This window comes from Corallococcus sp. 4LFB (genome assembly GCF_046520365.1).
GTDB classification, from domain to species: Bacteria; Myxococcota; Myxococcia; order Myxococcales; family Myxococcaceae; genus Corallococcus; species Corallococcus caeni.
On sequence record NZ_JBKGHJ010000007.1, the window covers coordinates 24,406 to 37,971 of the forward strand.

General features: G+C 66.5%; 16 protein-coding genes. 11 read left to right on the forward strand and 5 right to left on the reverse strand.

Annotated elements, in window-relative coordinates; genetic code table 11:
* Window positions 1-91: 91 nt before the first annotated feature.
* The 5 genes from ACLEQD_RS01695 to ACLEQD_RS01715 all read right to left on the reverse strand — a co-directional run bounded on the left by ACLEQD_RS01695 (window position 92) and on the right by ACLEQD_RS01715 (window position 2,982).
* Window positions 92-421 (reverse strand): GNAT family N-acetyltransferase, encoded by a 330-nt coding sequence (locus ACLEQD_RS01695; RefSeq protein ID WP_410381208.1) that lies wholly within the window; start codon window positions 419-421, stop codon window positions 92-94.
* An 83-nt stretch (window positions 422-504) separates the two neighbouring features.
* Window positions 505-906, reverse strand: coding sequence for a low molecular weight phosphatase family protein (locus ACLEQD_RS01700; RefSeq protein WP_223738412.1), 402 nt, complete (start codon window positions 904-906; stop codon window positions 505-507).
* 24 nt (window positions 907-930) lie between these two features.
* Window positions 931-1,416, reverse strand: a complete 486-nt coding sequence (locus ACLEQD_RS01705; RefSeq protein ID WP_370639883.1) for an arsenate reductase ArsC — start codon at window positions 1,414-1,416, stop codon at window positions 931-933.
* A gap of 50 nt (window positions 1,417-1,466) precedes the next feature.
* Window positions 1,467-2,600 (reverse strand): ACR3 family arsenite efflux transporter, encoded by a 1,134-nt coding sequence (gene arsB / locus ACLEQD_RS01710; protein WP_223738410.1) that lies wholly within the window; start codon window positions 2,598-2,600, stop codon window positions 1,467-1,469.
* Window positions 2,601-2,616: 16 nt separating this feature from the next.
* Window positions 2,617-2,982: an ArsR/SmtB family transcription factor gene (locus tag ACLEQD_RS01715; protein ID WP_141642832.1), complete on the reverse strand. Its 366-nt coding sequence runs from the start codon at window positions 2,980-2,982 to the stop codon at window positions 2,617-2,619.
* Between the two features lie 482 nt (window positions 2,983-3,464).
* Between ACLEQD_RS01715 and ACLEQD_RS01720 the strand changes: the two genes are divergently transcribed.
* The 11 genes from ACLEQD_RS01720 (at window position 3,465) to ACLEQD_RS01770 (ending at window position 13,383) form a co-directional block, all read left to right on the forward strand.
* The gene (locus ACLEQD_RS01720; RefSeq protein WP_223738409.1) at window positions 3,465-3,863 is read left to right on the forward strand and encodes a TlpA family protein disulfide reductase; all 399 of its coding nucleotides are present in this window, start codon (window positions 3,465-3,467) and stop codon (window positions 3,861-3,863) included.
* A 55-nt stretch (window positions 3,864-3,918) separates the two neighbouring features.
* Window positions 3,919-4,200, forward strand: a complete 282-nt coding sequence (locus ACLEQD_RS01725; protein ID WP_223785003.1) for a hypothetical protein — start codon at window positions 3,919-3,921, stop codon at window positions 4,198-4,200.
* Window positions 4,201-4,357: 157 nt separating this feature from the next.
* Window positions 4,358-4,636 (forward strand): hypothetical protein, encoded by a 279-nt coding sequence (locus ACLEQD_RS01730; RefSeq protein ID WP_223738408.1) that lies wholly within the window; start codon window positions 4,358-4,360, stop codon window positions 4,634-4,636.
* A 3-nt stretch (window positions 4,637-4,639) separates the two neighbouring features.
* The gene (locus ACLEQD_RS01735) at window positions 4,640-6,205 is read left to right on the forward strand and encodes an efflux RND transporter periplasmic adaptor subunit (protein ID WP_223738805.1); all 1,566 of its coding nucleotides are present in this window, start codon (window positions 4,640-4,642) and stop codon (window positions 6,203-6,205) included.
* A gap of 4 nt (window positions 6,206-6,209) precedes the next feature.
* Window positions 6,210-9,347 carry an efflux RND transporter permease subunit gene (locus tag ACLEQD_RS01740; RefSeq protein WP_223738407.1) on the forward strand — a complete coding sequence of 1,046 codons (3,138 nt, stop codon included), beginning with the start codon at window positions 6,210-6,212 and terminating at the stop codon, window positions 9,345-9,347.
* A gap of 12 nt (window positions 9,348-9,359) precedes the next feature.
* Entirely contained in the window at window positions 9,360-9,902 is a 543-nt protein-coding gene (locus ACLEQD_RS01745; RefSeq protein ID WP_223738406.1) for an RNA polymerase sigma factor, read from the forward strand.
* A gap of 51 nt (window positions 9,903-9,953) precedes the next feature.
* The gene (locus ACLEQD_RS01750) at window positions 9,954-10,769 is read left to right on the forward strand and encodes a hypothetical protein (RefSeq protein ID WP_223738405.1); all 816 of its coding nucleotides are present in this window, start codon (window positions 9,954-9,956) and stop codon (window positions 10,767-10,769) included.
* A 220-nt stretch (window positions 10,770-10,989) separates the two neighbouring features.
* Window positions 10,990-11,925 (forward strand): cation diffusion facilitator family transporter, encoded by a 936-nt coding sequence (locus tag ACLEQD_RS01755; protein WP_223738404.1) that lies wholly within the window; start codon window positions 10,990-10,992, stop codon window positions 11,923-11,925.
* Window positions 11,918-12,568, forward strand: coding sequence for a cation diffusion facilitator family transporter (locus ACLEQD_RS01760; protein WP_223738403.1), 651 nt, complete (start codon window positions 11,918-11,920; stop codon window positions 12,566-12,568). The genes ACLEQD_RS01755 and ACLEQD_RS01760 overlap by 8 nt, the downstream gene beginning before the upstream one ends.
* A gap of 22 nt (window positions 12,569-12,590) precedes the next feature.
* The gene (locus tag ACLEQD_RS01765; protein WP_223738402.1) at window positions 12,591-12,974 is read left to right on the forward strand and encodes a DUF3703 domain-containing protein; all 384 of its coding nucleotides are present in this window, start codon (window positions 12,591-12,593) and stop codon (window positions 12,972-12,974) included.
* Between the two features lie 79 nt (window positions 12,975-13,053).
* Window positions 13,054-13,383 (forward strand): hypothetical protein, encoded by a 330-nt coding sequence (locus tag ACLEQD_RS01770; RefSeq protein WP_223738401.1) that lies wholly within the window; start codon window positions 13,054-13,056, stop codon window positions 13,381-13,383.
* Window positions 13,384-13,566 lie beyond the last annotated feature (183 nt).

Here is a 13,566-nt window from a genome sequence, read left to right on the forward strand (position 1 = left end):
GCGCGCAGGGCATCGTCAGCTCGGTGCGTCCGCCGAGCCGACTACTTCCCTGATACAAAGGGCGAAGGCTGGCGCCCCATGACGCGGCACATCACGACCGCGCTCGCAGGGCATGCTCCACGGAGTTCCTCGGAGGCATGCAACTCTGGGGGAGGGCAGCGCGGTCGATGCGGACAAAGCCGAAGCGCGGGAAGTAGTCCGCAGCAGTGGTGGTGAGGAGGAACAAGGCCTCGAGCCCATCTGCGCCGGCTCGCTCAACGAGCCGTTGGACCAACTCTGCCCCCACGCCCTTCCCCTTCTGGTTCTCGTTCACGACAACGGAGCGAAGGAGGGCGCACGTCCCGTACAGCTCCAACCCTGCTGCAGCCACGAGCGTGCCTTCGCTCTCTGCCACGAGGAAGTAAGGCAGGTGGTCGGCCACTCCTTGTCGGGGCAGGTCTGCGCCAGCGAGGAGTGCTTCAACTGCGCCGAGGTCGGCGGGGCGGGCGGGCCGAAGGGTGGGCATCATCGCGTCCACCCTTCGCTGGTCAGGAGTTCAACCACCCGGGCGCGCACGTCGTCGCGAATCTCGCGCACGCGCTCCACCGACTTGCCCTTCGGGTCTTCCAGAGGCCAGTCGCCGCGCTTCAGCCCCGGCACGTACGGGCAGGCATCGCCACAGCCCATGGTGATGAGCCACTGAGCGCCCTGGGCCAGCTCATCGGTGAGGCGCTGAGGCTTGGCGCCCGACAGGTCGATGCCCACCTCCGTCATGGCAGCCTGCACTTCGGGGTGAACGCGCTCTCCCGGCTGGGTACCAGCAGACACGGCGCGCGCCTTGGCTGGGTCCGACAGGGCGTTGAAGAAGGCCGCCGCCATCTGCGAGCGGCCGGCGTTGTGTACGCAAGCGAAGATGACCGTCTTCATCGTGACGACTCCTTGGAAAGCCGGCTACTGCTCACCAATGCCGCGGGTGAGCGCCGTCAGGCGCAGCCGGTCTAGCTTCTCGATGGGTAGTGCGAGGAATAGCTCCAGCCTGCGGGAGATCTCCATGGACACCTTGAGGAAGGCCGACTCCTTCTCCGCCTCGCCACCCTCTACTGCCGCCGGGTCCGCACTTCCCCAGTGAGCGATGACGGGCTGATACGGCCACACCGGGCAGGACTCACGCGCCTTGTCGCAAAGGGTGATGACGAAGTCGAAGCGCACGTCCCGGAACTCCTCCCAGGACTTGCTGCGCGCGTCGGCAGCGGGAATGCGGAAGCGCTCTCGAAGCAGCCGGAGGACGAGGGGATGGACGTCACCTTTCGGCGCAGCACCCGCGCTGTGCACCTCGAAGCGCTCGCCCCCCAAGCGCTTGAGCAGGAACTCGGCCAGGATGCTACGGGCAGTGTTGCCCGTGCAGAGGAAGAGCACTTTGAAGGGCGTTGGAGGAATCACGGGGCCTCGAGAAGGAGCACCTAGGGGACGACGTCGGCAGCCGGGTCCTACGGGTGCGCTTCGCCAGGCCCGGACGCAGGCGCCTTCCCCTCGAAACGACGAGGCAGCACAGCTTCACCGGCTCCGGGGAAAAGCCGACGCCTGAGCCAAAGCGACAGGTAGACCAAGGCGATGAGGGCGGGAACCTCGATGAGCGGCCCCACTACGCCCGCCAGCGCCTCTCCCGAGGCCATACCGAACACGCCCACCGCCACGGCGATGGCCAACTCGAAGTTGTTGCCCGCGGCGGTGAACGACAACGACGCCGTTTCCTCATAGGAGAAGCCCAGCTTCCTGGAGAGGAAGAAGGCACTGGTGAACATGATGACGAAGTAGACAATCAGCGGGAGGGAGATGCGCACCACGTCCAGCGGGAGGCGGGTAATCTTCTCCCCCTGCATCGCGAACATGAGGACGATGGTGTAGAGCAAGCCAATGAGCGCGGTAGGCCCCAAGCGCGGCAGGAAGCGCTGCTCGTACCATGCCTCTCCCTTGAGCCGAGTGAGGCCGATGCGCGTCAGCGCGCCAGCCACCAGGGGCACGCCCAGGAAGATGAGCACGCTCTTGGCGATGCTCCACATGGATACGTCGAACGCCGCCACATCCGCGCCGAGCCAGCCAGGAATGACGGTGAGGAAGAGCCAGCCGAGCACCGAGTAGAAGAGAATCTGGAAGACCGAGTTGAGCGCCACCAGCACGGCGGCCACCTCATTGCTCCCGCACGCGAGCATGTTCCAGATGAGGACCATGGCGATGCAACGGGCCAGGCCGATGAGAACCAGACCGTTGCGGTAGTGCGGAAGGTCCGGAAGGAAGAGCCAAGCCAGGGCGAACATCAACACCGGCCCCACAACCCAGTTCAGCACCAGGGACGTGGTGAAGAGCTTGCCCCGCGCGCGCAACCGGCCCAGTTCGCCGTAACGCACCTTCGCTAGCACCGGGTACATCATCCACAAGAGGCCAATGGCGATGGGCAGGGACACGGTGTCCAGCCTCACCGTGTCCAGCCTAGCGCCCAGGTCCGGGAAAGCTCTGCCCAGGCCGATGCCCAGGCCCATGGCGGCGAAGATCCACACCGGCAGGAACCGGTCGATGACGGAGAGCTTCTTGACGATGCTGTCTGGAGCAGTGGTTGCGGTCATGAGAAGGCTCTTGGGTCTACTTGCAGGCGTTGGGGCCGCGGGACTTGAGGAGGCGCGCGACGTCTTCCCGGAGGACATCCCTCTTGGTGAAGGCGGACACGAGCGCCTTGAGCTGGGCCTTGCACACCTCGTCCAGTTGCGGAGCCAGTCGGTAGTACACCCAGCTTCCGTCTCGGCGGGCCTCGACGATGCCTGCGTTCTTCAGCACGCCGAGCTGCCGGGAGGTGTTGGACTGGGTCAGGTCCAGGGCTGACTCGAAGTGGCAGACGCACAGCTCCCCATGACTGAGGAGCGCGACGATGCGTAGGCGAGTCTCGTCTCCCAACGCCTTAAAGAGGCGGGAGGCGGACCGAACATCTAAAGAGGCGGCGGCAGGTGCCATGAGGATATTACGATATTCGAATATCCTATGGCCCACCACAACATCGGCCTCTGCAAACTTCCTGTGACACCCCAGAAGCGATGACCAGGAGGAGGGTGGCAGGGCGGCGAGCGCAGGCCTGGGAACAGACCTCAGCGCGTCAAGGCGGGTGGGCGAGGCGCGCACGGTCATCGCTTTGCCTGGGCTGACTAGAAAGGGGGGAAGTTGCCCCGGTTTCGTGGAGTCCCACCCGCTGTGCGAAAAGGGTCCCACGATGCCGAAGTCACGCCCTCCATACCCGCCGGGGTTCCGTGAGCGGGTCGTCGATTTGGCTGCTGAGCCGCACACATCGTGGCGCCCTAACGTCGGACCGTGAGATAGCGTCTGGAGTGATGCGCATCCATCGTCCCCCATGTCTGCTGGCGCTCATTCTTCTGGCAATGACCTGTGCCTGCCGGAACGAACCTCCGCCCAGCTACATCCGGATTGATGGACCTGCACCGATGCTCGCAGATGCACCGGGCCCACTCGCACTGCTGGTAGTCTTCTGGGCTTCCTGGTGCCCTCCATGCCGGGAGGAGACGCCCCATCTCCTCTCCCTGGCCGAGTCGCCTCCCGAGGGACTTCGGGTCGTCGTCTTCAGCCACGATGCGGACCTCAAGGCAGTGGAGTCATTCTTCGAGGGCCCTCCCCCGCCGGAACTCCGCCTGCGCCTGGATGTGGGCGAGAAGGTCGCCCGCGAGTATGGGGTGGAGCAGCTCCCAACGAGCATCCTCGTCGTCGAAGGGCAGCTGGTCGCCCGCTTCCCTGGCCCACGGGACTGGGACTCCAGAGCCATGCGACGCCTCCTGGAAAGGTTGACCCGCGAGCGTGCCACCCGGGCGACCGGCTCGGCGGATTGACTCTTCCCCTGGGCCTTTGTAAGCCACCTACTGGATGCAGCTCCTCTTGCGACTCATGGTCGTGCTCCTCGTCCTGACGACGGGCGGCGTCTTCCAGACGCTGGCCTTCGCTTCGGACACGCACGCCGACTGCATGGAGGATGAAGGCGATGACTGCACGGACTGCGCCCCCAGCTGCGTCCTGTGCCCATGCTGCCCGCTGAGAGCAGCCCCCGCTCCGGTTCCCGTCATGGGGGACCTCGCGGCCGCGCCCACACCGCCGCTGGTGCCCAGCCACGTGGACGAGCCGGTCCTCTCCGGGACCGCTACCGACATCTTCCAACCGCCTAGAGCCTGACGCCTCCCTTCACGGGAGACGTGTGCCGTGCGCGAGCCCTGCCGGGTCCGTGCGTGCGCATGCGCGTCCTCTTCGCCTGAAGCCCTGTCCATCCTCCCCGCGCACTCTCGCGCGGGAATTCACCGCCATGGGCGACTGCCCCGGCTGGAGTTTCCTCATGCGTTCGTTGCGCACCCTGTCCATCGTCGTCTCGCTTCTCACCCTTCCCGTCATCCCCGCGCTGGCCGAGGAGACCAAGCCCACCGAGAAGGCCCAGGCCGCCGAGGCCGAGAAGCCCAAGTGTGAGCACGGCATCCAAAAGTCCCTGTGCACTCGCTGCAACCCGAAGCTCGCGGCCGTCTTCAAGGCCAAGGGCGACTGGTGCGCGGAGCACGAGCGACCTGAGTCCCAGTGCTCTATCTGCAACCCAGAACTCTCCAAGAAGGGCGTGAAGTAGATGATGCCAGCCTCCCGCGTCGGTCCGGTGATGCTGTTGGCCCTGCTCGCCCTGGGCACAGCCAACTGCTCGAAGGGGTCGAAGCCCGCCGTGGCGGAGAAGTCCTCCGCGCCTCCGGCCGCCGCGGGAGGCGCTTCCGGCCCCTCCCAGTCCCTACATCTGTGCGAACACAAGGTGCCGGCGGAGCTGTGCACCCGGTGCAATCCGGACCTCATCGACGTCTTCAAGGCGCAAGACGACTGGTGCGAGGAGCACGGAGTGCCAGAGTCCCAGTGCCTCCAGTGCAACCCGAACCTCGCCTTCACCGCACAGGCCACCGCGCCAAAGGACTGGTGCAAGGAGCACTCGGTCCCCGAGTCGAAGTGCACCAAGTGCAACCCGGCGCTCGTCGCGAAGTTCATCGAGGCGGGCGACTACTGCCGGGAGCACGGCTTTCCGGAATCCGTCTGTCCGTACTGTCACCCTGAGCTGGTGAAGGCGGCGGGCGCGGAGCCGCCCACCTTCCCCGAGCCAGGAACGCGCGTTCGGCTCGCCTCCGCCGAAACCGCTCGAGAGGCCGGCATCCAGACACGTCGCGTGGAGAAGCGGCCCTTTTCTCGCACCCTGGACGTTGTTGGTCAGCTCGCCTTCAACAACAACCGGCTGGCTCAGATGTCGGCCCGAAGCGAGGCGCTGGTTCTGGAAGTCCGTGTGGACGTCGGCGACGAGGTGAAGGCCGGGCAACCCCTCGTGGTGATGACCTCCGGCGCCGTAGGCACAGACCAGGGGCGCCTCTCATCGGCCCAGGCACGGCTTGGAGTCGCGCGCGCCGCGCTCACACGCGAGCAGTCGCTCGTCGAGCGGGGCATCAGCGCACGCAAGGACCTGGAGCAAGCCCAGGCGGAGGTGGCCGAGGCCGAGGCCGAGCGCGACGCGGCCCGCGCATCCCTGACCGCCGCAGGGGCCTCCGTCCGCAGCCAGCAGGGGACCTACGTGATGACGGCGCCTTTCTCCGGCACCGTGGTGGCACGTGACGCCGTCCCCGGCAGGCAGGTGGGTGCGGGGCAGACGCTCCTCCAAATCGCTGACCTGGACACCATGTGGGCCCTCCTAGAGGTGCCCGAAGCCGACGCGGGAATGGTGCGCGCGGGCCAGCGCGTCACGCTCTCATTCGAGAGCATGCCCGGCGAGACGCGTGAGGCAACCCTCACCCGCGTGGGCGCCTCCGTGGACCCGGCCACCCGCACCGTGCGCGCCCGCGTGGAGCTGCCCAACCCGGACGGCGCCCTCAAGGCGGGGCTCTTCCTCCGCGCCAGGGTGCAGGTGACCGCCGAGCAGGAGTCCGTGCTGGTCCCCCGCGAGGCCATCCAACGCGCCGAGGGCCGCGCGCTCGTCTTCGTGAAGAAGGGCGCGGGCCTCTATGAGCCCGTCGTGGTGGAGCTGGGTGCCGGCACCCGTGAAGAAGTCGCCGTGGTGAAGGGACTCTCGGCTGGTGCGGAAGTCGTCACCACTGGCGCGTTCCTCCTCAAGACGGAAATCCTCAAGGAGTCCATCGGTGCGGGCTGCTGCGAGACAGAGGGAGGCGAATAGTCCCATGCTGACCCGAGTCATCGACTGGTCCCTAGCACACCGCTGGGCCGTCCTCCTTGGCACCCTGGCCCTCGTCATTTCGGGCCTGCTGGCCTTCCGGGCACTTCCCATCGACGCCATCCCTGACACCACGCCCACGCAGGTGCAGGTGAACACCATGGCCCCGGCCCTCACCCCTATCGAGGTGGAGCGGCAGCTCACCATCCCCATCGAGCAGGCGCTGGCGGGCCTGCCCCACGTCAGCGAGCTGCGTTCCATTTCCAAGTTCGGCCTGTCCCAGGTGACGCTCCAATTCAGCGACGGCACGGACCTGTGGTTCGCGAGGCAACAGGTTTCCGAGCGGCTCGGCCAGGTCTCTGTCCCCGCGGGCATCGAGCGCCCGACGATGGGGCCGGTGGCCACAGGCCTGGGCGAGGTCTTCCACTACCTCGTCAAGAGCCGGACGAAGAGCCTCGAGGAGCTGCGCACGCTGCATGACTGGGTCATCGCTCCACAGTTGCGCAGCGTGTCCGGCGTGGCAGAGGTGAATGCCTGGGGCGGCCAGGAGAAGCAGTGGCACGTCGTCGTGGAGCCGCGCCGCTTACAGCAATTCAATCTCTCGCTGCAGGACGTCTACCGCGCGCTGGAGGAGAACAACGCGAACGTGGGGGGCGGCATGGTGGAGCGCGGGGGCGCGGCGAGCCTCGTCCTCGGCGTGGGTGTCCTGGAGGACGGCAAGGCCGTCGAGGACGTCGTCGTCGCGGCGCACAACGGCGTGCCCGTGCGCATCCGGGATGTGGCCCGTGTGGAGGTGGGCCACGAAATCCGCCGGGGCGCCACCACGGCGGATGGTGAAGGCGAAGCCGTCCTGGGCCTGGGCTTCATGCTGGTGGGCGAGAACTCCCACACAGTGACGAAGGCATTGGCGCAACGGCTCGAGGAGGTGAAGCGCACCCTACCCCAAGACGTCTCCGTGGAGCCCGTCTACGAGCGCACCGAGTTGGTGGACCACGTGCTGCGCACAGTGCGAACCAACCTCCTTGAGGGTGCGCTCCTCGTCATCGCCGTCCTCTTCCTCTTCCTGGGCAACTGGCGCGCGGGGCTCATCGTCGCGGCGGCCATTCCCCTGTCCCTGCTGTTCGCCTTCAACGCGATGCTGCGCTTCGGCATCGCCGGCACCCTCATGTCGTTGGGAGCCATCGACTTCGGGCTCGTCGTCGACTCCTCCGTCATCCTCGTGGAGAACGCGGAGCGGCGGCTCGCCGAGGCCAGGGGGAGTCGGTCCATCCTCGAGGTGGTGCGCGACGCCGCCGTCGAGGTGCGCGGGCCCACCCTCTTCGGTGAACTCATCATCATGGTGGTGTACCTGCCCATTCTCGCGTTGGAGGGCGTGGAGGGAAAGCTGTTCCGCCCCATGGCGCTCACGGTCATCTTCGCCCTGCTGGGCAGCGCGCTGCTCTCCATGACGTTGATGCCGGTGCTGGCGTCCTTCGCCTTGAAGCGTGGCGGAGGGCACCACCGCGAGCCGCGCCTCGTCACCTTCCTCAAGCGCTGCTACCAGCCGGTCCTCGACTGGGCCCTCACTCACACTCGGGCCGTCCTCGCCGGCGCGGGGCTCCTCGTCGTGGGTGCACTCATCGCCGCCACGCAGCTCGGCAGCGAGTTCGTCCCACGCTTGTCCGAAGGCACGCTCGTCATCAACACCGTGCGCCTAGCCGAGGTCTCCCTCACCGAGTCCGTCCGCTATGGCACCGAGATTGAGAAGGTGCTGCTCGCCCGGTTCCCTGACGAGGTTCAACGCGTGTGGACGCGCACTGGCACGGCGGAGGTGGCCACGGACCCCATGGGCATCGAGCTGTCCGACGCCTTCATCACCCTCAAGCCGCGCGAGGCCTGGAAGCGGGCCGCCACTCAGGACGAACTCGTGGCGGAGATGAAGGCGGAGCTGGCGGACCTGCCCGGGATGCGCATGGCATTCCTCCAGCCCATCGAGATGCGCGTCAACGAGATGATTGCGGGCGTGCGCAGCGACGTGGGCATCAAGCTCTTCGGGGACGACCTGGACGTGCTGAAGGCCAAGGCCCGTGAGATTGAGGGCCTGGTCAAGGCCATCCCAGGCGCCGCCGACGTCACCGTGGAGCAGCTGACGGGCCAGCCCGTGCTCGAGGTGACAGTGGACCGAGAGGCCGTGGCCCGTCACGGCATTTCCACCCGTGCGGTGCTCGACATCGTCGAGGCGGTGGGCACCCGGAGCGTGGGCGAGGTGCGCGAGGGCGAGCGGCGCTTCGACCTGGCCGTGCGTCTGTCCGAGGAGTACCGGGATGACCCGGCGAAGCTGGCCACGATACCGGTGACGGGGCCCGGGGATGCACGCGTGCCGCTGGGGCGGCTTGCCCGCATCCGCGAGGTGTCCGGGCCCACCACGCTCCAGCGAGAGTGGGGCAAGCGCCGCATCGTCGTGCAGGCCAACGTGCGCGACCGAGACCTCGGCGGCTTTGTCGAGGCGGTGCGCCACGCGCTGGACGAGAAGCTGGAGCTGCCCGCGGGCTACTACCTCCGCTTCGGCGGACAGTTCGAGCACCTGGAGCGTGCCCAGGCGCGCCTGCTCATCGTGGTGCCGCTAGCCCTGGCCCTCATTTTCCTCCTGCTCTACCTCACCTACCGGCGCGTCCTCGACTCCGTGCGTATCTTCGCGGGAGTGCCCTTCGCACTGGTAGGCGGAGTGCTCGCGCTCCTGCTGCGGGGACTGCCCTTCTCCATCTCCGCCGCAGTGGGCTTCATCGCCCTCTCCGGGGTGTCGGTGCTGGGAGACATGGTGCTCGTCTCACGCGTGCGCTCCCTCCTCGATGCAGGCCACGCATTGAGCGAAGCTATCCGCGAAGCGGCCCTCTCACGCCTGCGGCCCGTGCTGATGACGGCCGCCGTAGCCGCCATCGGATTTCTGCCCATGGCGCTCAACACAGGCGTGGGAGCGGAAGTCCAGCGACCTCTCGCCACCGTGGTTATCGGCGGCATCCTCTCCTCCACACTGCTCACCCTGGTGGTGCTTCCGGTCCTCTACTCCGTGTTCGGCGGTGGGCGGCAAGCCCCCCTCCTGAGCCCCCCTGCTCGGGCAAGCGTTACGCAGGCACCCGAGGGGGAGTCAACCCGTGCGGCGAGTTGAGAGGCCCAGCCCATGAGCCCAGAGACACTCACGCTCCTGCTCCAAAACCGGCAGCGATTCCTCGCCTTTCTGACGCCACGCATCGGCAGTGCCGAGGGGGCCGAAGAGGTCCTCCAGTCCGCGCTCCTTAAGGGAGTAGAGAGTGGGGCCACCCTGCGCCATGAGGAGAGCGCGGTGGCCTGGTTCTATCGGCTGCTGCGCAATGCACTCATTGACCGCCACCGGCGCCAAAAGCGCGAGGAGCACGCCCGGCGCGAATGGGTCGGTGACAGCCTGCTGTCCACTGAGGATGCAAACGAGCTGGAGAGGACTGTCTGCACATGCATCTCTGCCCTCGTCACTACTTTGAAGCCGGAGTACGCGGAGGCCCTGCGCAGGGTGGATCTAGAAGGTCAGAGCCTCGCGGCGCTCGCCGAAGCGGCTGGCATCACCCCCACCAACGCCAAGGTCCGCCTCCACCGGGCCCGGCAGGCACTGGGCAGGAGGCTGGTGCAGTCCTGCGGCCCCTCCTGCTGCGAGCGAGGCTGCGTGGACTGTCCATGTGAGCCAGCCTGAGATGAGAGCCCTGCATCGCACCCGGGACCGGACCAGCACATGCCCACCCCTATGATGGAACGCCTCGCGGATGGCGACGCTGCAGCCGCCTTCATCGCCGTTGCGGCGCTGGGCCTCTGCGGCGCGATGCTGCACGAAGGCTGGCGAGGCACTAAAGCGCGCTGGGCGCGCACCGCGTCCATATTCGTGATGGTCCTCGTGCTCGTGCTGGCTGCCCTACCCGCCCTCGAAACAGTTCTGCCTGGGCAGCCACTTGCTGCCGTCGAAGTGACGGAGAAGGGACAGAGCATCCCCCTCCCTCCTTCTGTGAATGGAAGGGTCCTCGTCGTGGTGAGGGGCAGGCTCGCCCAAACAGGCGACACCGAAATCCTGTTTTCGATAGCGGGAATGGAGGAGATGATACGTGGGACGCTGGAGCGGTCGCGTACCTACATCCGGGCGAAGCGCGGGCGCACCCATGTCTGGCGCAACCGATTGAGCTTCCATCAGCGAGGCTCCATCCCGCGAGGCGTACACGCGCTGACGGTGGAGCAGTTGGAGGGGAGCCTTGAAGGCCCTTTGCGCGTGGAGTTCTACCGCAACCGGTGGCCCCCCCTTCTTGTATCCTGGGCTGCGGGCCTCGTGCTGCTCACAGCCTCGGTGCTTCAAGCCCGCCTCCAGCTCCGCCGATACGCGCTCTGGGCTGGTACTGCGCTCGGAACGAGCCTGTTCATCTACAACTGGGGCGAACCCCGCGCCGACATCACGTTCGCTGCGGCCTGCCTCTTCTTGGGATTCACAGTGGGCGCTCCCATAGGGTGGTTGGCGTCCCAAGCACTGCGGGCGCGGTCCCCTTCGCCTGCTCGACGGCGAAGAAACCGGAGCTGAGCTCCAGGCAGCCATGAGAATTCGGAGGTCGGGGAAGGCGTGCACTCCCATCGGGCGCTGGCGGGGCCGCTTCGTCAGCGTCCGCGCGCGACAAAAACGTGGAGGTGTAACCCTGGGCAAATCCGTTCGTCAGCCCAGGTAGATTTCAGGAAGTCCCTGCTGGCACACCGGAAAAGGAGTGTGCAGCGGAACTGTTTTCACTCTGGAGGCACCCACGCCCATGTCAGGTTCCCACAGTCACGCACCCGATTCACCCGGACGGGCATTTGCCATCGGTGTAACCCTCAATTTGGCCTTCGTTGCTGTCGAGGCCACCTTCGGCGTCATCTCCAACTCTCTGGCGCTAGTGGCGGATGCCGGCCATAACCTGAGCGACGTCCTCGGGTTGATGCTCGCCTGGGGGGCGAGCATCCTGGCTAGGCGAAAGCCGACAGCCCGCCACACCTATGGTCTGCGCAGTTCGTCCATCCTGGCAGCCCTCCTCAATGCCCTCCTCCTGCTCGTCGCCGTGGGCGCTATCGGATGGGAGGCTGTGCAGCGCGTCGGAGAGCCCGCTCCTGTCTCCAGCGTCACCATCATGGCGGTAGCCGGGGTGGGCATCATCATCAACACCGCCACGGCCATGCTCTTCTGGAAGGGCCGCAAGGACGACCTCAACATCCGGGGTGCATTCCTCCACATGGCTGCGGACGCAGGAGTGTCGCTCGGTGTCGTCCTGGCCGGCGCCCTCATCCATTTCACCGGATGGGCATGGCTCGACCCCGTGGTGACGCTCCTCATCGCAGTCCTCATTTTCTGGGGGACATGGGGACTACTCAAAGACTCCGTCAATCTCGCCTTGCATGCAGTGCCGCAGAACATCGACATGACCTTGGTACGGGAGCAGCTGAGCCGAGCACCTGGCGTCGTCGACGTGCATGACCTGCACGTCTGGGCCATAAGCACTACCGAGGCGGCCCTCACCGCGCATCTCGTCGTTCGGGGGATACAACTGGACGACCCGCTCCTCGACCGCATGAAGCGGCAACTCCACGATGAGTTCGGCATCGAGCACGTCACGCTCCAGGTGGAGGCGGGGCAGCTTTCCAACTGCTGCAACATCGCGCCCGCCGAGGAGCCTGTCGTGGCGCACCCTGGAGAGGAAAATCATGTCTGAGACGGCCACCTTCCCCGACGGAAGACTGCCGATTCTCAAACGGGCCAAGGCATTGACGCTGGTCACCGTGGGATGGAACCTCATCGAGGGCACCATCGCCGTGGCCGCAGCCCTCGCTGCCGGCAGCGTGGCGCTACTCGGCTTCGGAGTGGACAGCTTCGTGGAGAGCACTTCCGCAGCCATCATGCTGTGGCGCCTCTCGGCGGAGCGGCGAGCTCGGCGCACTCCCGGGGAACTGGAGCAACTGGACCGCCGCGCGCACCGGCTCATCGGACTGTCACTCTTCGCGCTGGCCGCATTCGTGGCATGGGAAGCATCGACATCGCTTCTGAACAGCGAGCGGCCCAAGACGAGCCTCGTCGGCCTCATTCTTGCGACTGTCTCACTGGCGGTAATGATGTGGCTCGCGCGCGCGAAAAAGCGGACCGCCGTGGCCCTGGGCAGCCGCGCCATGGAAGCCGATGCCCTCCAGACCACTGCGTGCTGGTGGCTGTCCCTCATCACCTTGGGTGGTATCGGCCTCAACGCGGCTTTCGGTTGGTGGTGGGCGGACCCAGTGGCCGCCCTTGGGATGACGCTCTTCCTTGTGAAGGAAGGCCGGGAAGCGTGGCGGGGCGAGGACACCTGCGCTGCGTGTCACTGACGCATCAGAAGGAGGCGCCTTGATGGAACCGAAGTTGCGAATTCATTTCGAGAAGGAACTGCGACAAGCCTCCGAGGCCGAGGCCAAAGGCCACCTCCAACTGGCGTGGCATTCGCTGGAACGCGCTCACATTCTGAGCCAGGCTCACGCGTGGCCTCATCTTCAGGTCCACCTAGCCATGTTCTGCTTCGCATGGAGGAGAGGAAACCTGAGCGAGCTGGCCGGACAGTTGCCCCGATTGCTGCTGGCCGCCCCTGGCTCCTGGCTCGGGCGCGCTCCCCTCGGCAACACCGGAGGCGCCAACGTGGGCATCTTCACGCCCATGCCCATTCCAGGGGACCTCCAGGCCATCTTCCAAGAAGCTGCCCGGCAGGAAGGGCAAGGGCCCCCCAGGCAGGCCCCCTGAACGAGGTGAATCCGTGCGCCAGCAAACCGTGACCACCAGCCGTATTGCCTTCTTCCACTAAAGTCACTACGAAGACACCGTGCTGCGCCTTCTGATGTTCATCGTGCTGGTCAACGGCCTCGTGCCTTCCTTCGGGGAGGCCGTCGAGATGGCCGTTCACTACGCGGCGTCCGGGCATCTCGCGCACTCCATTGCGGACGAGTCAGACCTGGGAGAGTCCAGCCGGGAGCACGGCTGTGGCCCAACCGAGCACCATTGCGGGTGCTGCCCCAGCCAGTCCGTCATTCCTGAATCCCTGCCGTCACCGGGTTGGGCCATCACGGTCAAACCGCCGAAGATTGTCGGGCAGAACCAGGAGGCGGCCGAGGAAGTGCGTCCCCGCCTCCTGCGTCCGCCTATATCGGCCTAACGGCCGGTTCGTGCGCCCCTCCACCTCCAGCCGTGCTGTGGCCGTGACGTCCCGCGGCCATGCGCGTGCGGCAATTCTCGCACGCTTACGGGGACTCTCGCTTCGAGAGACCGGGAGATAGGCCGCGCCTTCGCGCCGATGACGCGCGAACGGACCGGACGCATGTGCCTGCTCAGGCGTGCC

Excerpts from the sequence above, each read along its gene's own strand:
- ACLEQD_RS01715 (WP_141642832.1), bottom strand. The coding sequence starts at position 2,982 with ATGGCACCTGCCGCCGCCTCTTTAGATGTTCGGTCCGCCTCCCGCCTC.
- ACLEQD_RS01725 (WP_223785003.1), top strand. The coding sequence starts at position 3,919 with ATGGTCGTGCTCCTCGTCCTGACGACGGGCGGCGTCTTCCAGACGCTG.
- ACLEQD_RS01755 (WP_223738404.1), top strand. The coding sequence starts at position 10,990 with ATGTCAGGTTCCCACAGTCACGCACCCGATTCACCCGGACGGGCATTT.
- ACLEQD_RS01760 (WP_223738403.1), top strand. The coding sequence starts at position 11,918 with ATGTCTGAGACGGCCACCTTCCCCGACGGAAGACTGCCGATTCTCAAA.
- ACLEQD_RS01735 (WP_223738805.1), top strand. The coding sequence starts at position 4,640 with ATGCCAGCCTCCCGCGTCGGTCCGGTGATGCTGTTGGCCCTGCTCGCC.
- ACLEQD_RS01740 (WP_223738407.1), top strand. The coding sequence starts at position 6,210 with ATGCTGACCCGAGTCATCGACTGGTCCCTAGCACACCGCTGGGCCGTC.
- arsB (WP_223738410.1), bottom strand. The coding sequence starts at position 2,600 with ATGACCGCAACCACTGCTCCAGACAGCATCGTCAAGAAGCTCTCCGTC.
- ACLEQD_RS01765 (WP_223738402.1), top strand. The coding sequence starts at position 12,591 with ATGGAACCGAAGTTGCGAATTCATTTCGAGAAGGAACTGCGACAAGCC.
- ACLEQD_RS01720 (WP_223738409.1), top strand. The coding sequence starts at position 3,465 with ATGCTCGCAGATGCACCGGGCCCACTCGCACTGCTGGTAGTCTTCTGG.
- ACLEQD_RS01750 (WP_223738405.1), top strand. The coding sequence starts at position 9,954 with ATGATGGAACGCCTCGCGGATGGCGACGCTGCAGCCGCCTTCATCGCC.
- ACLEQD_RS01745 (WP_223738406.1), top strand. The coding sequence starts at position 9,360 with ATGAGCCCAGAGACACTCACGCTCCTGCTCCAAAACCGGCAGCGATTC.
- ACLEQD_RS01730 (WP_223738408.1), top strand. The coding sequence starts at position 4,358 with ATGCGTTCGTTGCGCACCCTGTCCATCGTCGTCTCGCTTCTCACCCTT.
- ACLEQD_RS01700 (WP_223738412.1), bottom strand. The coding sequence starts at position 906 with ATGAAGACGGTCATCTTCGCTTGCGTACACAACGCCGGCCGCTCGCAG.